Origin of the sequence: Brevundimonas sp. MEB006b, assembly GCF_030209705.1 — a bacterium.
Taxonomy (GTDB): domain Bacteria; phylum Pseudomonadota; class Alphaproteobacteria; order Caulobacterales; family Caulobacteraceae; genus Brevundimonas.
This window is the reverse complement of the sequence record NZ_JARVRL010000002.1, coordinates 232,841-251,818: the sequence shown is the minus strand read 5'-3', so window position 1 is coordinate 251,818 and position 18,978 is coordinate 232,841. Positions and strand designations below refer to the sequence as shown.

The window sequence follows — 18,978 nt, the reverse complement described above, 5'->3', positions numbered from 1 at the left end:
GTTACGCGCGACACCGCACAATGGATGCATGCCGCGCGACAAGACATCGCAGCTTCACCATTCAGTTTTCGCGCGCACTTTTATGCTGCTTTGCAGCAAGAGAACTATCGTTCGATCAGATCAGTCAACGAATTCCAGATGTTCGCCTTGCCTGCCAGTGGAATTGCATGAGCCGGGCTGGATGAAGGCAGGTCGATAAGGCCAACCCCTGCGACCTCGCCGATAATGCGCCGTCCCAACTTGGCCGCCAGCTTGCCGTTGAAGGCGACCGCTCTCAGCTGCGGCAAGCTGCCGATCAGGCCGCGCAGATCAGCCGCCTCCGGCGAGCGGATCGCGGCATCCAGACTGCCTGACCGTTCCGCCGACGCAACCACATCCCACAGCCCCACGCCGCGCGCCTTCAATCGATCCAGCCGCTGCTCATAGCGAAGGGTTACAAGGTCCTCGCCCAACACACCGCCGATCAGGGGCCAAAAGGCGTTGCGCGGATGGGCGTAGTACTGCGCCGCCTTCAACGAGGCGTCGCCGGGCAGGCTGCCCAGGATCAACAATCGGGTTTCCGCATCGACGACGGGTGCGAACCCCAGCCTGCGATCGCCCGTGTGATCCGTCACTTGACCGGCGGGTCGTCGCGCAGCCAGCCAGTGATCGAGCGGCGCTTGCCGCCGGCGTAGGCGGCGACCGGCGCGACGGAGTGCTGGCGGGGCGTCTTGAACACCGTCCAGACGTTGAAGCCCGGCTTGAACCCGCGCTCGATATCGCCGTTGGCGTCGTGAAACAGCAACTGGCCGCCCCAATCCGGCCGCCAATCGCGCGACAGACCCAGCGTATAGGCCGCGCGCCGCTCGCCGACGCCTGTGTCGTCGTGCTGGGTCAGGAAGTCGCCGGGCCGGAACCAGGTGGCTTGCGCGTCGATCTTGGTCACGCTCGTTTCGCCGGTCACGGCTTTGGCGAATGTTGTGAAGGGCGTGTCGTTGAAAAACTGCACCAGGGCGTGCGTCGCATGGCCCTCGTCCTTGCCGGTGAGCAAGGTCGTGATGATCGGATAGGCCAGATAGATGAAGGAGAAACCGTCGCGACCCTCCGCCAGCGCGCGCTGTATCTGGGCGCCGATCGCATCTCGGCCCATGGCCTGCATGTCTTGCGGCGACAGCAGCTTGCCGCCTTCCGGCGTCTTCAAGGACAGATGCCAAGCCGTGTCGTGTTCGAGCGCAAGCTCCAGCCATTCGGCGCTGACCTCATCCAGCAGATCGGGCACCTGCACCATGCCGTCGCGCGCATAGGCCGCCGCATAGTCGCGGGGATCGAGCCGAGGATTGAGCCGGATCGTGCGCTCGCTCATGACGTCAGTCTCCGAACACCCGCTTGAACACCACGTCCACGTTCTTGGTATGGTAGCCGAGGTCGAACAGGGCCTCGAGCTGGTCGGCGGGCAGGGTGACGCGTTCGTCGGCCTTCAGAAAATCCAGGAAGGCGCCTTCGCCGCGCCAGACCTTCATGGCGTTTTCCTGAACGGCGGCATAGGCGTCTTCGCGCGACACGCCGGCCTGTGTCAGGGCCAGCATGACCCGCTGCGAGTGCACCAGACCGCCCAGGCGGTCGATGTTCTTCTGCATGTTCTCTGGGTAGACGTTCAGCCGCTCGACCACATTCGCCAGACGGTGCAGGGCGAAGTCCAGGTGGATGGTGGCGTCCGGGCCGATGCCGCGTTCGACCGAGGAGTGGCTGATGTCGCGCTCATGCCACAGGGCGACGTTCTCCATCGCGGGCGTCACGGCAGAACGGATCAGACGGGCCAGGCCGGTCAGGTTCTCGGTCAGTATCGGGTTGCGCTTGTGCGGCATCGCCGACGAGCCCTTTTGACCCTTGTCGAAGAACTCCTCGGCTTCGAGGACTTCGGTGCGTTGCAGGTGGCGGATCTCGACGGCGAGACGTTCGACCGACGAAGCGACGACGCCTAGGGCGGCGAAGAAGGCGGCGTGGCGGTCGCGCGGGATGACCTGGGTCGAGACCGGCTCGACGGTCAGGCCCATCTGGTCGGCGACATATTGTTCGACCGCCGGATCGACGTTGGCGAAGGTGCCGACGGCGCCCGAAATGGCGCAGGTGGCGATCTCTTCCTTGGCGGTGATCAGGCGGCGTTTGGCGCGCTGGAACTCGGCGTGATAGCCGGCCAGCTTCAGGCCGAAGGTCACCGGCTCGGCGTGGATGCCGTGCGAACGGCCCACGGTCGGGGTGTACTTATGCTCCTTGGCGCGTGTCTCCAGCGCGGCCAGAACCCGATCGACGCCCTCGATCAGCAGGTCCGAAGACCGCGCCAGCTGGACCGCGAAACAGGTGTCCAGCACGTCCGAAGAGGTCATGCCCTGGTGCAGGAAACGGGCTTCTTCGCCGACGATCTCGGCGACGTGCGTCAGGAAGGCGATGACGTCGTGTTTGGTGGTGCGTTCGATCTCGTCGATGCGGTCGGCGTCGAAGGTCGCATCCTTGCCCTTGGCCCAGATGGCGTCGGCCGATTCCTTGGGGATCACGCCCAGCTCGGCCATCTTCGTGGCGGCGTGGGCCTCGATCTCGAACCAGATCTTGTATTTGGTTTCCTGGGACCAGATGGCGGCGGCGACGGGGCGGGAGTAGCGCGTGATCATGGGCGGGTCGTGTCGGTCGTGGGGGGCGCGGAGTCAAGGTTTGCGGGACGGCGCGGTTGACTTTGCCGACCGTTGTCCCAGATTCAGCGCGCTTTCAGGAGGACGACCTCCCCCACATGGGACCAACGCCGGGACGACCCGACGCCATGCAGGGAGAATGTCATGGGCTGGGTATTCCTTCTTGTCGCCGGTCTGCTCGAAGTCGTCTGGGCGTTTCTGATGAAGGCGTCGGCCGGCTTCACGCGACCGTGGCCGACCGTGGGCATGATCGTCTTCATGATCGGTTCGTTCGGTCTGCTGTCGCTGGCGATGAAGACCCTGCCGCTGGGCACGGCCTATGCCATCTGGACCGGCATTGGCGCAGTCGGCGCCTTTGTGGTGGGCGCGGTCTTTCTGGGCGAGCCGCTGACGCCGCTCAGGATCGCGGGCGTCGCCCTGGTCGCATCGGGCCTGGTTGTGCTGAAGCTGGCGGCGAGCCATTGATGGCGGCGACAGGAGACGCGTGATGGAACTGGTGATCGGCGACAAGGCCTATTCGACGTGGTCGCTGCGGCCGTGGCTGGTGCTGAAACATTGCGGCGCGATCTTCGATGAGATCCTCGTGCCGCTGAACCAGCCCGACACCGATCAGCGCATCCGCGAGCATTCGCCGTCCGGTCTCGTCCCTGTGCTGAAGGTCGAGGGCGAGGTGATCTGGGATTCGATGGCCATCGCCGTCTGGGCGGCCGAACGCTATCCGGAAGCCCGTCTCTGGCCATCGGACGCCCATGCGCGCTGGCTGGCGCGTTCGGCGGCGTGCGAGATGCATGGCGGCTTCACCGCCCTGCGCACGGCCTGTTCGACCGGCCCGGATCACTGGATGGTCGGCCCCAGCCGGGCGCCCGCACCGGACCATCCGGGGCTGGCCAAGGATTTGCGCCGGATCGCCGACCTGTGGCGGAGCCTGCGTGAGCGGTTCGGTGCGGGCGGGCCGTATCTGTTCGGCGACTGGTCCGTGCCGGACGCCTTCTTCACGCCGGTCGCCGCCCGCATCCGCCATTTCCAACTGGACCTCTTCGCGCACGGAGACGACGGCACGGCCCGGTCCTATGCCGAGACCTTGCTGGCTCATCCGCATTTTCTTGAATGGGAAGCCGACGCGCTGGGCTTAACGCGCGACAACCATCCCGGCTGACGCCGCGTTAAGCGGACGCTGTTATTTCGATGGGGATGACGAGCCCGCTCCTGCCCAGCCCTTCGACCCAAGCCGCTGCGCGCGGCCTCAATCCGGTCATGGCCTATGGGCTTGCGGCCCTGGTGGGGGCGGCGTTTTGGGCCAGCCTGCTGTTCGCGGTCTTCTAAGAGGTCAGCGCGCGCCGGCGATGGGAGTCGTCTCGGCGATCAGGACCGGCTCGGCCTGCGGCGGCGGGGCCACGTAATCCAGCGCCATCGGCACGGCGCGCGCGCCCGACGCCACGGCGTCCAGCGTCTTCAGCGGTCCGCCGAACAGCCGCTGATAGATCCAGTAGCTGGCCATGACCTTTTCGACGTAGTCGCGCGCCTGGGGCACGTCGATCGTCTCGATCAGCAGCAGGGGATCGGCGTCCGCGCCCAGTTTTCTGACGGCCGCCAGCATCGGCCCGGGACCGGCGTTGTAGGAGGCCACGGCCCGCAGCAGATCGCCTTGGAAAGCCGGCAGGGCCAGCATTTTGCTGATGTAGGCCTGGCCCAGACGCATGTTGACCGCCGGGACCAGCAGCTTGGTCGGGTCCGAGACGAAGGTGCGATCGCCGGTCATCTCGGCTGCCGTCGTCGGCATGACCTGCATCAGCCCATAGGCGCCGACGCTGGAACGGGCATTGGGATTGAAGTCGGTTTCCTTGCGCGCCAGGGCGTAGACCAGCGCCCGCTCGATGACGAAGCCGCCTTCGGGCGTCAGATCCGGCATCGGATAACGGGTCGCGTCGATGCGCGTGGCGTCCCCGTTGTTGACCGGCAGGATGGCGCGCGCCAGGGCCGTCCACATCTTGGCCGCATCGCCGACGGCGGTGCGCAGGCCGGACCTCAGTTCCGTCTCGGCATCGGCGTTGCGCCCGACCTCATAGAAGGCGACGGTGCGTTTGGCGCGGGCGTCGGCCTGAACGAAGGCTTCCAGGGCGGTCGGTTCGACGGCGGCGCTCTGGGGCACATAGGCGGCGCGACGCAGGCGGGGCTCGGCCTCGTAGGGGCGGGGACCCATGTTCTCGATCGTCGGCTCTTCTCCGAGCTGACGCAGGGCGATCTGGCCATAGAAGGTGGCGGGCCACTGGGCCGACAGGCGCAGATAGTCGGTGACGCGATCCTGACGACCCGACTGGGCGGCGGCGCGCGCGGTCCAGAAGGCGGCGCCGGCGCGGACCCAGGCGTCCTCGGTCGGATCGTTGGCGACGCGTTCGAAGGCGGCGAAGGATTCATGGAACTGGCCCAGACGCCACTCCGCCAGTCCGACCGTCCACCAGTCGCCGATCTGACGCCCCAGGGCCGAGGCGCCGGTCAGGTCGTTGTTGTTGTAGGCGACGCGCGCCGCCTTGGCCGGATCGGTGACGCCGCCGTCGCCGGACACGGCGCTGACCAGACTGTTCCAGGTGCGGCCCAGCACGCCGCCGGGACGCACCGGCTCCGGCGCGCCGTCGGGGCGACGACGCAGCGCCAGCGTATAGACCCGGTCTGCGCACGGCAGATCCGAATAGGTCTCAAGCCAGGCCGTCAGCTCTTCATAGGTGGCGACATGATCAGGATGGAACAGGCTTTCGAACTCGACCTGACCCAGCAGCACACGGTCCTGCGCCTGACGAGCCGCCGTGCGGGCCGTCTCGATATCGCCGCGTCGCAGGGCGTCAAAGGCGGTGGTGTAGGAGATTCTGTCGGCCGAGCTCAGCGCGGTGGGACGTCCGGAACCGGCTCCGGCCTCGGCGGTTGACCCGTAGGGCGTCTCGGCGGTCGCGGCCGTCGTGGCGGCGCAGAACGCAAGGACAAGCGTCGACGCGAGGATCGCGCGGCGGAACAGAAACATAAGCGGCGGCCCCCTCGTTGGCGACGCGCGTAAGCTACGGGCGCGTGTATGGCGATCGGTCGTCAGCATGCGAACATGCCGCGATTAGCCTTGTTCTTCAACCGAGTCCGTTTCAAGGCGAACGGCCAGCGAAAGCAGGTCGCTCCAGACCTGTCGTTTCGCTTGTGGCTGACGCAGCAAAAAGGCGGGATGCAGGGTCGGCATGACGGGCGCCGACACCGCCCCTTCCAGCAGGCGCCATTCCTTCCAGTTGCCGCGCAGCTTCATGATGCCTTCCTCGGCGCCGAGCACCGACTTGGCCGAGGCTGCGCCCAGCAGCAGCACGGCTCTGGGCTTCAGCAGGGCGAAGGCGCGCTCGACGAAGGGTGCGCACACCGCCTGTTCCTGCGGGCTGGGGGTGCGGTTGCCGGGCGGGCGCCAGAAGACCGTGTTGGTGATGAACACCTTGTCGGTCAGGCCTGCCGCCGCCAGCATCCGGTCCAGCAACTGCCCGGCCTTGCCGACGAAGGGTTGCCCCGCCCGGTCCTCGTCCCCGCCGGGACCTTCGCCGACGATCAGAACCGAGGCGTTGGGGTTGCCGCGTCCGAACACCGATTGCGTCGCGCCCATGCCGCGCAGCGGACAGCCCTCGAACGCCGCGACCGCCGCCGCCAGATCCTGAAGCGTCGCGGTGCCGGCGGCCAGCCGCCGCGCCTCGGCGAGGGCGTCGTCGGCGTTGACGCCGGCCAGGGGCATGACGACCGAGGCCGTAGCCCTCTGCACCGCCTTGACGGCCGGCGGCGGGGCGACATGGGTGTGATCGACGGGCGCATCGCCATAACAGGCGTCGACCCCCGCATCCCGCCAGAAGGCGAGCAGGCTTTCGACTGCAGCGATGTCATGGGGTTGCGCGTTCATGTCTCGAACCACCGATAAGCCTTGACCGCCCTCGCGTCACCTTCCGATAAGCGGCATAACCACACAGATAACCGGGATTCAGGGGAAACCATGGCCGAAGACGCCATCGAAGGCGGCGCGGAAAACGCCCGTCAGGACGCCATCATCGACAATCTGCCGCCGCTGGAGGCGCTGAACGGCGTCGAGCGCGAGATCATGGAATATGATGTCGTGATCGTCGGCGGCGGGCCTGCGGGCCTGTCGGCGGCCATCCGCCTGAAGCAGCGCGCGGAAAAGGATGGCAAGGAAATCACCGTCGCGGTTCTGGAAAAGGCGGCCGAGGTCGGCGGTCATATCCTGTCGGGCGCGGTCATCGATCCCAAGGCGCTGAACGAGCTGTTCCCCGACTGGAAGGAACGCGGCGCGCCGCTGGAGACGCCGGTCACGAAGGACAAGTTCCTGCTGCTGGGCCCGCAGGGGTCGGCGTCGCTGCCCATGCCGCTGATGCCGCCCTTCATGCACAATCACGGCTGCTACATCGCCTCGTTGGGCAACGTCACGCGCTGGCTGGGCGAGCAGGCCGAGGCCCTGGGCGTCGAGGTCTATCCCGGCATGGCCGCCAGCCACGTCGTCTGGGAAGAAGAGACGGGTCAGGTGAAGGGCGTCGTCGCCGGCGTCTTCGGCATCGACCGCGAGGGCAAGCCGACCGGCGATTTCCAGCCCGGCATTGAACTGCACGGCAAATATGTCTTCATCGCCGAGGGCGTGCGCGGCTCCCTGGCCAAGACCATCATCGCCAGGCACAAGCTTCAGGACGGCAAGTCGCCCCAGAAATACGGCATCGGCCTGAAAGAGTTGTGGCAGGTGCCGGCCGACAAGCACCAGCCCGGCCTGGCCCAGCACACGACCGGCTGGCCGCTGGACGAACACACCGGCGGCGGCAGCTTCCTGTATCACTTCGGCGATCGCTACGTGGCCGTCGGCTACGTGGTTCACCTGAACTACAAGAACCCGTTCCTGTCGCCGTTCGACGAGTTCCAGCGCTTCAAACACCACCCTGAGATCGCTCAGCACCTGGAGGGCGGAACACGCATCTCCTACGGCGCGCGCGCCATCACCGAGGGCGGCCTGCAGTCGATCCCAAAGCTGAGCTTCCCCGGCGGCGTGCTGATCGGCTGTTCGGCCGGCTTCGTGAACGTGCCCCGAATCAAGGGCAGCCACAACGCCATGAAGACCGGCATGCTGGCCGCCGACGCCGCCTATGAGGCCGTTCAGGCCGGGCGCGCGGGCGACGAACTGGTCGAATACCAGACCGCCTTCGAAAAGAGTTGGGTCTACAAGGAGCTGTCGGTCGTCCGGAACGCGAAGCCCCTGCTGTCCAAGTTCGGCACGACGCTGGGCGGGGCGCTGGGGATGTTCGACATGTGGTGCCGCACCCTGTTCGGCGGCCTGTCGCCGATCCCGACGCTGAAGCACGAAAAGACCGACGCCGCCTCGACCGGTCTGGCCGCCGACCACAAGGCGATCGCCTATCCCAAGCCGGACGGCAAGCTGTCGTTCGACAAGCTGTCTTCGGTGTTCATCTCCAACACCAACCACGCCGAGGACCAGCCGGCCCACCTGAAGCTGCTGGATCCGTCGATCCCGATCCGCGTCAACCTGCCCAAATACGGCGAGCCGGCGCGGCTTTACTGCCCGGCCGGCGTGTACGAGGTGGTCTATGGCGACGAGGCGGCCAAGGCCGATCCCCGCTTCGTCATCAACGCCCAGAACTGCGTTCACTGCAAAACCTGCGACATCAAGGATCCGTCACAGAACATCGTCTGGACCACGCCCGAAGGCGGCGGCGGTCCCAACTATCCGAACATGTGACGGAACGGGGCAGGGGCGGCGTTCCGCCCTTGCCCGCCGCCGCAAAAGCGTGAAGGGTCCGGGCATGATCGCCTCCCGTTCTCGCCTGTTCGCCGCCTCCCTGACCGTCCTCGCTGTGGCGCTTGCCGGCCATGCCTCGGCTCAGGAAACGACCCCGCCCGCCCCGACGCTGGACACCCATCCGCCGGCCGTCATCTTGGAGCCGGGCCAGACGGCGCCGGGTCAGGCTGCACCGGCTCAGGTGCCGACCGAGGCCGCGTCCGATCCTCACATCATCATCACCGACACGCCCGCAACGCCGGCGATCCCGGCCGTCTGGGCGCCGATCCCGACGAACGCCGAGGGCCGCAGCGCCTATGGTCTGTATCTGGCGGGCAAGCTGGCCCTGATGCAGGGCGAGGGGGCCACCGGCTCGGACTATCTGGCCCAGGCGGAACGGCTGGCACCGGAACAGCCTCGCGTGCGCGAACAGGCCTTCACCTCCGCCCTGCTGACCGGCGATCTGGATGTGGCGGCCGCCCTGGCCCCGACCGATGCGACCGCGTCTCCGGCGTTCGTTGAGGGCGGGCGGCTGGTGCGTCTGGTGCAGGACTTCGTGCGCGGCGACGCCAGGACGCCGAACGCCGAACTGGCCCGTCAGCCCATCGGCGCGCCGCACGCGCGCGCCGGTCTGCTGGTCGCGCCGTGGATCGCCGCCGCAGCCGGCGACTGGACCCGGGCGCTTCAGCCGGTCCCGACCGCCGGCGATCCCCTGACCCTGGCCTTCGCCCGCATCAATCGCGCCGCCCTGCTGGAAAAACGTCGCGACTATGCCGAGGCCGAGGTCGAGCTAAAGACCGCTTCCGAAGTCGCCGGCGTCGGCGCCCTGTTCAAACGCCCCTATGGCGAGTTTCTGGAACGGCGCGGTCGCCGCGACGACGCCGTCGCCCTGTATGAAGCCGCCATGGCGGTGCAACCCGTCGATCCGGGCGTGGCCCGCGCGCTGCAACGGCTGAAGGACGGAGGGCGCCCGCCCGCCTTGCCCGACTTCCGCGAAGGCGCCGCCCAGGGCCTGATCACCGCCGCCGCCCAGGCTTCGGCCGAGCGCGGCAACGAGTTCGCCGCCGTCTATCTGCGCCTCGCCCAGAACCTGCACGACGATGACGAGACGGAATATCAGCTGGCCCAGGTGCTCTCCCGCGCCGGTCTGAAGTCCGCCGCCCGCAACGCCCTGTCGCGGGTCGGGACCACCGATCCAAAACTCTATGCCGCCGCCCGCGCTCAGCTGGCCGTGGCTCTGGAAGAGGACGGCCAGTCGCAGGACGCGCTTACCGAACTGCGCCTCGCCGCCGCCGCCAGCCCCGACGATCGGCAGATCGCCTTGGTCTTGGCCGGTCAGCTGATGCAGCTGAAACAGCATGACGAGGCGCTGACCCTGCTGGACGGGCCGCTTCTGAACACCGCTGATCAGGGCGCCAGCGTCCACTTCCTGCGCGGCGCCGCCTATGAGGCGCTGGGGCGCGTTCCCGAGGCCGAGGCCGAACTGTGGGCCGCGCTTCAGACTGCGCCGAACGACGCCGATATGCTGAACTACCTCGGCTATCTCTGGGTCGATAAGGGGCTGCGGGTGCAGGAAGGCGCCGAAATGATCGCTCGCGCCCACGCGCTGGAGCCCGACAACGGCAACATTCAGGATTCGCTGGGCTGGGCGCAGTTCAAACAGGGCCAGTACGACACCGCAGTCAACACGCTGGAAGAGGCTGTCGACAAGGAGCCGTCCAACGCCGAGATCAACGATCACCTCGGCGACGCCTACTGGAAGGTCGGCCGTCAACGCGAAGCCGTCTGGCTGTGGAACCGCGTCCTGGTGCTGGAGCCCGAACCCGAACGTCGGGCCGAGGTCGAACGCAAGATCGCCAACGGGCTGGACGGCGCGCCGAGCGCTCAGGGCGTCGCGCAATAGGTCATGCCTGCCCTGACCGCCCTGGCGCCGGCCAAGATCAATCTGTTCCTGCACGTCGGCGCGGTGGACGCGGACGGCTATCATCCGCTGTCCAGCCTGGTCGCCTTCGCCGATGTCGGAGATCGCGTGTCGGTCGAGCCGGCGGATCGTCTGTCGCTGACGGTCGATGGCCCTTTCGGCGGCGGGCTGGGCGCGACGGACGACAATCTGATCCTGCGCGCGCTGCGTCAGCTGGGCGAGGCCTGCGGCGTCGCGGAGCCGAAACTGAAGGTCACGCTGGACAAGCGCCTGCCCATCGCGGCGGGGCTGGGCGGCGGATCGTCCGATGCGGGCGCGGCGCTGAAGCTGGCGCGCGACGTCCTGGCGCTCAATCTCGACGACCACGCGCTTGAGGCGGTCGCGGGCGTCGTCGGCGCGGACGGGCCGATGTGTCTGCGGATGCGCACGGCCTGGGCCGAGGGCAGGGGAGACGTCCTGACCGACGAACCCTGCCTGCCGCCGCTGCCGGCCGTGCTGTTCAACCCCGGCGTTCCCTCGCCGACCGGCGCCGTCTATCGCGCCTACGACGCAGGGCCGGTGCGAGCGGCCGACAGACCCGCGCCGCCCCGGGACTGGTCCATCGCCGCCGTCATCGAATGGCTGTCGGCCCAGCGCAACGATCTTGAAGCGCCTGCGCTGGCCCTGACGCCGGCGATCGGCGCAGCCCTCTCGGCGGTGGCGATGACCGACCAGATCGCCCTGACCCGCATGTCCGGCTCAGGCGCGACGGTGTTCGGTCTGTACCCCAGCGACGACGCGGCCCAATCTGCTGCGCGCGCATTGTCCGCCGCACATCCCACGGCCTGGGTCAAAGCAACGCAGCTGTCCGTACAGCAACGCTAAAGCTTTGTGGCCGAATACCGGCGATCAGACTGCGAAACCGGCGATTTCGCCCAGGTCTCGCCCAGATTATCACAAACGTTACGCATTGTTTCGAAATCTCGGAACCAGATCACGGCGTTCTGATTTGAGTCGGCAGTTCCGATGTCTGGAACGGGTCGCTGTCTCCCCGTGGCGATCCTCAAACAGGAAAAAGGAAATCGCCATGCTTCGTGCAAAACTGCTTGCCGCCACCGCCGTCGTCAGCCTGATGGCCGCCCCCGCGTTCGCCCAGGACATGACCGCCCCGGCGACCACGACGACGCCCGCCCCGGCGACCATGCCGCAAACCGATCCGGCTATGCCAGCCATGCCGCAGACGCCGGCGCCGACGGCTGAGGCCGCCGCGACCACGACCACGACTGCAGAGGCGACCACGCCTGTCGCCGGCGAAACCGTTGTCGACAAGCTGAAGGCCAGCGGTCAGTTCACCACACTGCTGGCCGCGCTGGACGCCGCCCAGCTGACCGACACCCTGGCCAGCCGTCCGGCCATCTCGATCTTCGCCCCGACCGACGCCGCCTTCGCCGCCGTGCCCGAGGCCGAGCGTACCCGTCTGATGGACCCGGCAAACGCCGCCGAACTGCGCCAGCTGCTGCTGTATCACGTCATCGTCGCCGACGTGACGCCCGACCAGATCATGGGCAAGAAGGGCGGCGTAGAGACGGCCGCCGAGAGCCAGGTTTTGCTGGACGGCACCGGTTCGGCCATCAAGGCTGACGGCGCGACCGTGGTCAGCGCCGAGTTGGACGCCTCGAACGGCGCCATCTTCCCGATCGACAAGGTCCTGAACCCGGCGAATTCCATGGCCGCCATGGGCGATGAAGAGGCCGCCGCGCCCGCCGAAGCCGCCGCTCCGGCCGCTGAGGCGACGCCGGCTGCTGAAGCGACGCCGGCCCCGACCGCGCCGAACGGCCAGCCCGCCGCGATGACGACCACCACGTCCTCGTCGCCGGTCGTCAACCCAACCGATGGTCAGGTCGATACCCCGGCCACCCCGCCGGTCGATGCGGCTGATCCCGCCGCCGACGGCGCGGCCGAAGCCAAGCCGACCCCGAACTGATCAGGGTCATCCACGCGCTCGCTCGGTAGCGTGTTGAAGCGGAAGGCGGCGGGCCCTATGGTCCGCCGTCTTTTTTGCAGCCCCTCCCCACGAGCCCGATTTGACCACCTCGACCGAGCCGCTCGCGTTTCAGGACCTGATCCTGACGCTCCACCGCTATTGGGGCGAGCAGGGCTGCGCCATTCTGCAACCCTATGACATCGAGGTCGGGGCCGGCACGCTGCATCCCGCCACCGTCCTGCGCGCGCTCGGCTCCAAGCCGTGGAAGGCCGCCTATGTCCAGCCCAGCCGCCGCCCCGGCGACGGCCGCTATGGTGAAAACCCCAACCGCCTCCAACACTATTACCAATACCAGGTCATCCTGAAGCCGAACCCGGACAACCTTCAGGAGCTGTATCTGGGGTCGCTGGCGGCCATCGGCATCGATCCGAAACTGCACGACATTCGCTTCGTCGAGGACGACTGGGAAAACCCCACCGTCGGCGCCTGGGGTCTGGGCTGGGAGGTCTGGTGCGACGGGATGGAGGTGACGCAGTTCACCTATTTCCAGGGCGTCGGCGGCATCGAGGTCGATGTGGTGTCGGGCGAGCTGACCTACGGGCTGGAGCGTCTGGCCATGTATGTGCAGGGCGTGGACAACGTCTATGATCTGAAGTTCACCAAGGAGGGCCTGACCTATGGCGAGGTCTTCCTGGAGAACGAGCGGCAGCAGTCGGAAGCCAACTTCCACGGCTATGACGTGGACGGGCTGAAACGCCGGTTCGAGGACATGGTGGGCGAGGTCCAGCGCCTGCTGGACATGCGCGGGCCGCAGGATCAGCCGCTGGTCCTGCCCGCCTACGATCAGGTTCTGAAGGCGAGCCACCTGTTCAACCTGATGGACGCCCGCGGCGCCATCGCCGTCGCCGAACGCCAGAGTTACATCGGCCGCATCCGCGAACTCTGCAAAGCCTGCGCCCTCGCCTACGTCGAACAAGAGCGGAAAACCGCCTGATGCCCCAACTTCTCCTCGAAATCTTCTCCGAAGAGATCCCCGCCCGGATGCAGCAGGGCGCCGCGCGCGACCTGGAGCGGATGGTTTCCGACCGTTTGAAGGCCGCCGGCCTGACGTGGGAGGCGCTGACGACCTATGCCGGTCCGCGCCGCCTGACGCTGGTCATCGACGGCCTGCCCGCCGCCACGCCGGACCGCGAGGAAGAGGTCAAGGGCCCGCGCGCCTCGGCCCCCGAACAGGCGCTGGAAGGCTTCCTGCGCAAGACCGGCCTGACGCGCGATCAGCTAACCGAGCGCGACGGCGTCCTGTTCGCCGTCCTGTCGTCCAAGGGCCGCGCCACGACCGATCTGGTCGCCGAGACGGTGGATCAGGTCGTCCGCACCTTCCCCTGGCCGAAGTCGATGCGTTGGGGGTCCGGCACGCTGCGCTGGGTGCGTCCGATCAAGCGCATTCTGTGCCTGTTCGACGGCAAGGTGGTCCCGTTCGAGATCGACGGCATTTCATCCGACGCGATCACCGAGGGGCACCGCTTCCTGGGCTCGGGCCAGCCGCTGAAGGTCAGCGACTTCGTCGACTACCGCACCCAACTGGAAAAGAACTTCGTCCTGCTGGACGTCGCCGATCGCAAGCTACGCATTCTGGAACAGGCCAAGGCCGCCTGCGCCGCGCGCGGCCTCGCCCTTGTCGATGACGACGGCCTGCTGGACGAGGTGGCGGGTTTGGCCGAATGGCCGACCCCGATCCTGGGCGATATGGACCCGCAGTTCCTGGCCCTGCCGCCGGAAGTCGTGCGCCTGTCGATGAAGGTGCACCAGAAGTATTTCGCCGTTCGCGATCCGTCCAAGGATGGCCTGGCCCCCAACTTCCTGGTCGTCGCCAATGTCGAGGCCACCGACGGCGGCAAGGCCCTGGCCGCCGGCAACAGCCGCGTCCTGAGCGCCCGCCTGAACGACGCGCGTTTCTTCTGGGATGAGGACCAGAAGGTCGGATTCGACGCCTGGAACGCCAAACTGTCTGGCGTCACCTTCCACGCCAAACTGGGCACCCTGGCCGAGCGCGTCGAGCGCATCGCTGCTCTGGCGCGCGAGATTGCGCCGCTGGTCGGCGCCGACGCCGACGAGGCCGAAACCGCCGCCCGCCTGTCCAAGGCCGACCTGCTGTCGGGCATGGTCAGCGAATTCCCGGAACTGCAGGGGATCATGGGCGGCTATTACGCCCGTCTCGCCGGCCATTCCGACGCGATCGCCGACGCCGTGCGCGACCACTACAAGCCGCAAGGCCCCGCCGACACGGTCCCGACCGCGCTTGTCACTGTGGCTGTGGCTTTGGCCGACAAGCTGGACACCTTGGTCGGCTTCTTCGCCATCGACGAGAAGCCCACGGGGTCGAAGGACCCGTTCGCCCTGCGCAGAGCGGCGCTGGGCGTGATCCGGCTGGTGCTGGAGAATGATCTGCGGCTGAGTCTCATCCGATTTATGCCAGCGACCATCGCACATGCGCTGACTTACCCTGACCGTGAGAATGCCGAACAAGCAGTCACGTTAGCTCTAGCGTTGCGCGATCAGTTCGGTATCCCATCCGCTCAGGTTGCTGCCGAGGAAAGCCTTGCGCTTTTAAGCCCTAGTCGAGCGTCCGAGATGGTTGCTCAAACGAGTGATAAAGCCTTTTCCATTGCGATGGAGGTCAGCACCTTCTTCGCCGACCGCCTGACCGTCCTCCTGCGCGACAAAGGCCAACGCCACGACCTCGTCGCGGCCGTCTTCGCTTTGGGCGACGACGACCTCGTTCGCATCGTGCGTCGGGTGGAGGCGCTGGCCGCCTTCCTCGCCACCGACGACGGGGCCAATCTGCTGGCCGGCTACAAGCGCGCCTCCAATATCCTGCGCGCTGAGGAGAAGAAGGGCTCGCTGCCCACCGGCATGGTCCAGACCGGCCTGCACAATCAGCCCGAGGCCGAGACCACCCTGGCCTTCGCCGTCGGCGCCGCCCGCACCGCCGTCGAGGCCGCGCTGGAGACCGAGGACTTCGCCGCCGCCATGACGGCCCTGGCGCGCCTGCGCGCGCCCGTGGACCGCTTCTTCGACGACGTTCTGGTCAACTCCGACATCCCCGCAGAACGCGCGAACCGGCTGAAACTGCTGGGCCAGGTCCGCGACGTCATGGGCCAGGTCGCCGACTTCGGCCAGATCGCGGGGTAGGGGCCGCATCGTCTCCTCCCCACGCGTGGGGAGGGGGACCGCGCAGCGGTGGAGGGGCTCTTGACGTCTCACGGCTGCGACGTGGTGAAGAACCCCTCCGTCACGGCGCAAGCGCGCCGCGCCACCTCCCCATTTCATGGGGAGGAGACGGGGTGTTTCAGCTTCGGATTCGGTCTCTCGCCCTGTCGGCGATGAACTCGAGCACGTCGCCTAAGTCCACCCGCACCTGTTCGGCCGAGACGCGGATGACCGCAATGCCCTGGGTCGCAAGCCAGCGCGTGCGTCGAGCGTCGTGTTCGCCTCGGCCTTCGTGGCTTTCGCCATCGACCTCGACCGCGAGCATCGCCTCGGCGCAATAAAAGTCGAGCACATAGAGGCCCGCCGGATGCTGGCGACGGAATTTCAGACCGTCCAGAGCGCGGCGGCGCAGGTGGACCCACAATCGCGCTTCGGGCGGGGTCAGGGCGCGGCGCAGGATGCGGGCGCGCGAGACGGAGCCTTCATGCGTCAACAACCCCTCCACCGCTTCACGGTCTCCTCCCCATTTCATGGGGAGGAGACGATGACGTCAAGGTTGTGCGCACACGTCGCCTGGAAACCGCACACCCCCTCACGCATTGTTACATCCGCAATGGTCAAGGCCGCTCTCACGCGCTAGATCATGCTGCATGTGCGAGCGGGGCCAACCCGCCGGACGATCCGAAAAGCTCAGGGACTGCATGATGACTCAGTGGGTGTACGGCTTCGGCGGAGGCTCCGCCGACGGCGACGCGTCGATGAAGAACCTTCTCGGCGGCAAGGGCGCCAATCTGGCGGAAATGTCGTCGCTGGGTCTGCCGGTTCCTCCGGGCTTCACGGTCACCACCGAGGTTTGCACCCACTATTACGCCAACAACGAGACCTATCCGGCCGATCTGGACACTCAGGTCCAGGCCGCCCTGGCCAAGGTCGAGGGCGTGGTCGGCAAGATTTTCGGCGATGTCGAAAACCCGCTGCTGGTGTCGGTGCGGTCAGGCGCGCGCGCGTCCATGCCGGGTATGATGGACACGGTGCTGAACCTGGGCCTGAACGACCAGACGGTCGAAGGTCTGGCCAAGCTGTCGGGCGACCGTCGCTTCGCCTTCGACAGCTATCGCCGTTTCATCACCATGTATTCCAACGTCGTGCTGGGCCTCAGCCACGACGATTTCGAAGAGGTGCTGGACCAGCACAAGGATCGCCTGGGCGTCACAGTCGATACTGACCTGACCGCCGCCGATTGGGAGAAGGTGGTCGCCGACTACAAGGCCGTGGTCGAGCGCGAACTGGGTCACGCCTTCCCGCAGGATCCCAAGGACCAGCTGTGGGGCGCCGTGGGCGCCGTGTTCGAAAGCTGGATGAACGACCGGGCGAAATTCTATCGCCGCATGCACGACATCCCTGAAAGCTGGGGCACGGCCGTCAACGTCCAGTCGATGGTGTTCGGCAATATGGGTGAGACGTCGGCGACCGGCGTGGCCTTTACCCGCAACCCCTCGACCGGCGAGGCGCGCCTGTACGGCGAGTTCCTGATCAACGCCCAGGGCGAAGACGTGGTCGCCGGCATCCGCACGCCGCAGTCCCTGACCAAGATCGGCCGCGAGGAGATGGGCGAGACCGCCCCCTCGATGGAAGAGGCCATGCCCGAGGTGTTCGCCCAGTTCGTCGACGTCGTCGGCAAGCTGGAAAGCCACTACCGCGACATGCAGGACATCGAGTTCACGGTTGAACAAGGCCGTCTGTGGATGCTGCAGACCCGCAACGGCAAACGCACCGCCAAGTCGGCGCTGAAGGTCGCCGTGGACCTCGCCGCCGAGGGTGTGATCTCTCAGGAAGAGGCCATCAGTCGGGTCGAGCCGTCGGCGCTGGACCAGCTGCTGCACCCGACGCTGGACCCCGATGCGGCGCGCACCGTGGTCGCCGCCGGCTTGCCGGCCTCGCCTGGCGCCGCGACCGGCAAGATCGTCTTCGACGCCGACGAGGCCGAGCGCATGTCGGGTCTGGGCGAGGCGGTCATCCTGGTGCGCGAAGAGACCAGCCCCGAAGACATCCACGGCATGCATGCGGCGCGCGGCATCGTCACCGCCCGCGGCGGCATGACCAGCCACGCCGCCGTCGTGGCGCGGGGCATGGGGCGGGCCTGCGTCTCCGGCGCCGGCGAGATCCACATCGACGAAGCCAAGGGCGTGTTCACCGCGCGCGGCCGCACCTTCAAGGCCGGCGAGGTCATCACCATCGACGGCTCCAAGGGCGAGGTGCTGGACGGCGCCGTGCCCATGATCGAGCCCGAACTGACCGGCGACTTCCAGACCCTGATGGGGTGGGCGGACAAGGTGCGCCGCCTGAAGGTCCGCGCCAACGCCGAGACCCCGCTGGACGCCAAGACCGCGCGCGGCTTCGGCGCCGAGGGCATCGGCCTGTGCCGCACCGAGCATATGTTCTTCGACGACACCCGGATCGCCGCCGTGCGCGAGATGATCCTGGCCGACGACGAGAAGGGCCGTCGCGCGGCCTTGGCCAAGATCGCGCCGTTCCAGAAGTCGGACTTCGTCGAACTGTTCGAGATCATGGCCGGCCTGCCGGTGACGGTGCGCCTGCTGGACCCGCCGCTGCACGAGTTCATCCCCCATACCGAGGAAGACATCGACGCCCTGGCCGCCTCGTCCGGCATCGACGCCGAGAAGCTGAAGCGTCGCGCCAAGGAACTGCACGAGACCAACCCCATGCTGGGCCACCGCGGCTGCCGGCTGGGCGTCGCCTATCCCGAAATCTATGAGATGCAGGTCCGCGCCATCATCGAGGCGGCGCTGGAGGTCAAGCAGAAGTCGGGCGCCGCGCCCCTGCCGGAGATCATGCACCCCCTGGTCGCCCTGGGCCTGGAGATGAAATATCTGCGCGAGCTGACCGACCGCACGGCCAAGGCCGTGTTCGAGGAGACGGGCCAGAGCCTCGACTACTTGGTCGGCACGATGATCGAACTGCCGCGCGCCGCCATCCGTGCAGGCGACCTCGCCGAATACGCCCAGTTCTTCAGCTTCGGCACCAACGACCTGACCCAGACGACGTTCGGCATTTCGCGCGACGATTCCGGCCGGTTCCTGCAGGCCTATCTGGACAAGGGCATCTTCGAAGCCGATCCGTTCGTGCGTCTGGACCAAGACGGCGTGGGCGGCCTGATCGAGATCGCCGCCGAGCGCGGGCGCAAGGTCCGGCCCGAGGTCAAGCTGGGCATCTGCGGCGAACATGGCGGCGACCCGTCGTCGATCGCCTTCTGCGAACAGGCCGGGCTGGATTACGTCTCCTGCTCGCCCTACCGCGTGCCGATCGCCCGTCTGGCGGCGGCCCAGGCCGCGCTGAACGTGGAGCGCGAGAAGGACCGCTAGGCCTTCTCAGCAAGACGAACCCAAGAAGGGCGGTCTCG

Annotated in this window: 16 protein-coding genes; 10 read left to right on the top strand and 6 right to left on the bottom strand. The window is 67.3% G+C overall.

Going from position 1 to position 18,978, the window contains the following annotated elements; translation table 11 throughout:
• Positions 1–104: 104 nt before the first annotated feature.
• The 3 genes from QRN13_RS02855 to purB are packed head-to-tail and all read right to left on the bottom strand — an operon-like array spanning position 105 to position 2,645.
• Positions 105–614, bottom strand: a complete 510-nt coding sequence (locus QRN13_RS02855) for a DNA-deoxyinosine glycosylase (protein ID WP_284876777.1) — start codon at positions 612–614, stop codon at positions 105–107.
• On the bottom strand, positions 611–1,342 hold the full coding sequence (locus tag QRN13_RS02850) for a 2OG-Fe(II) oxygenase (RefSeq protein WP_284876776.1): 732 nt from the start codon (positions 1,340–1,342) through the stop codon (positions 611–613). Before QRN13_RS02850 ends, QRN13_RS02855 begins: the two co-directional genes overlap by 4 nt.
• A 4-nt stretch (positions 1,343–1,346) precedes the next feature.
• A complete protein-coding gene (gene purB / locus QRN13_RS02845; RefSeq protein WP_284876774.1) occupies positions 1,347–2,645 on the bottom strand; it encodes an adenylosuccinate lyase in 1,299 nt (432 codons plus the stop codon).
• Between the two features lie 162 nt (positions 2,646–2,807).
• Between purB and QRN13_RS02840 the strand changes: the two genes are divergently transcribed.
• Genes QRN13_RS02840 through QRN13_RS02830 form a run of 3 tightly spaced genes read left to right on the top strand, consistent with a single transcriptional unit; the run spans position 2,808 to position 3,986 of the window.
• The gene (locus QRN13_RS02840; RefSeq protein WP_284876772.1) at positions 2,808–3,128 is read left to right on the top strand and encodes a DMT family transporter; all 321 of its coding nucleotides are present in this window, start codon (positions 2,808–2,810) and stop codon (positions 3,126–3,128) included.
• A 22-nt stretch (positions 3,129–3,150) separates the two neighbouring features.
• The gene (locus tag QRN13_RS02835; protein WP_284876771.1) at positions 3,151–3,819 is read left to right on the top strand and encodes a glutathione S-transferase family protein; all 669 of its coding nucleotides are present in this window, start codon (positions 3,151–3,153) and stop codon (positions 3,817–3,819) included.
• Positions 3,820–3,854: 35 nt separating this feature from the next.
• Entirely contained in the window at positions 3,855–3,986 is a 132-nt protein-coding gene (locus QRN13_RS02830) for a hypothetical protein (RefSeq protein ID WP_284876770.1), read from the top strand.
• Between the two features lie 4 nt (positions 3,987–3,990).
• Here QRN13_RS02830 and QRN13_RS02825 read toward each other — a convergent pair whose 3' ends face one another.
• On the bottom strand, positions 3,991–5,676 hold the full coding sequence (locus QRN13_RS02825) for a lytic transglycosylase domain-containing protein (RefSeq protein WP_284876769.1): 1,686 nt from the start codon (positions 5,674–5,676) through the stop codon (positions 3,991–3,993).
• Between the two features lie 84 nt (positions 5,677–5,760).
• Positions 5,761–6,573: a uracil-DNA glycosylase gene (locus tag QRN13_RS02820; protein ID WP_284876768.1), complete on the bottom strand. Its 813-nt coding sequence runs from the start codon at positions 6,571–6,573 to the stop codon at positions 5,761–5,763.
• Positions 6,574–6,768: 195 nt separating this feature from the next.
• Between QRN13_RS02820 and QRN13_RS02815 the strand changes: the two genes are divergently transcribed.
• The 6 genes from QRN13_RS02815 (at position 6,769) to glyS (ending at position 15,539) form a co-directional block, all read left to right on the top strand.
• Complete coding sequence (locus tag QRN13_RS02815) at positions 6,769–8,424, top strand: electron transfer flavoprotein-ubiquinone oxidoreductase (protein WP_153922619.1); 1,656 nt, start codon at positions 6,769–6,771, stop codon at positions 8,422–8,424.
• 64 nt (positions 8,425–8,488) lie between these two features.
• Positions 8,489–10,366 carry a tetratricopeptide repeat protein gene (locus QRN13_RS02810; protein WP_284876766.1) on the top strand — a complete coding sequence of 626 codons (1,878 nt, stop codon included), beginning with the start codon at positions 8,489–8,491 and terminating at the stop codon, positions 10,364–10,366.
• A 3-nt stretch (positions 10,367–10,369) separates the two neighbouring features.
• Positions 10,370–11,248: a 4-(cytidine 5'-diphospho)-2-C-methyl-D-erythritol kinase gene (locus tag QRN13_RS02805; protein WP_284876764.1), complete on the top strand. Its 879-nt coding sequence runs from the start codon at positions 10,370–10,372 to the stop codon at positions 11,246–11,248.
• A 202-nt stretch (positions 11,249–11,450) separates the two neighbouring features.
• Positions 11,451–12,347 carry a fasciclin domain-containing protein gene (locus tag QRN13_RS02800; RefSeq protein WP_165117952.1) on the top strand — a complete coding sequence of 299 codons (897 nt, stop codon included), beginning with the start codon at positions 11,451–11,453 and terminating at the stop codon, positions 12,345–12,347.
• A gap of 100 nt (positions 12,348–12,447) precedes the next feature.
• A complete protein-coding gene (locus QRN13_RS02795) occupies positions 12,448–13,341 on the top strand; it encodes a glycine--tRNA ligase subunit alpha (protein ID WP_055805924.1) in 894 nt (297 codons plus the stop codon).
• The gene (gene glyS / locus QRN13_RS02790; RefSeq protein WP_284876762.1) at positions 13,341–15,539 is read left to right on the top strand and encodes a glycine--tRNA ligase subunit beta; all 2,199 of its coding nucleotides are present in this window, start codon (positions 13,341–13,343) and stop codon (positions 15,537–15,539) included. Before QRN13_RS02795 ends, glyS begins: the two co-directional genes overlap by 1 nt.
• Before the next feature lie 157 nt (positions 15,540–15,696).
• Here the strand turns inward: glyS and QRN13_RS02785 are convergent, their stop codons facing one another.
• On the bottom strand, positions 15,697–16,050 hold the full coding sequence (locus tag QRN13_RS02785) for an endonuclease domain-containing protein (RefSeq protein ID WP_284876760.1): 354 nt from the start codon (positions 16,048–16,050) through the stop codon (positions 15,697–15,699).
• 208 nt (positions 16,051–16,258) lie between these two features.
• On the opposite strand from QRN13_RS02785, the gene ppdK reads away from it, so the two are divergent.
• Entirely contained in the window at positions 16,259–18,940 is a 2,682-nt protein-coding gene (ppdK, locus tag QRN13_RS02780; protein WP_350224831.1) for a pyruvate, phosphate dikinase, read from the top strand.
• Positions 18,941–18,978: the final 38 nt, after the last annotated feature.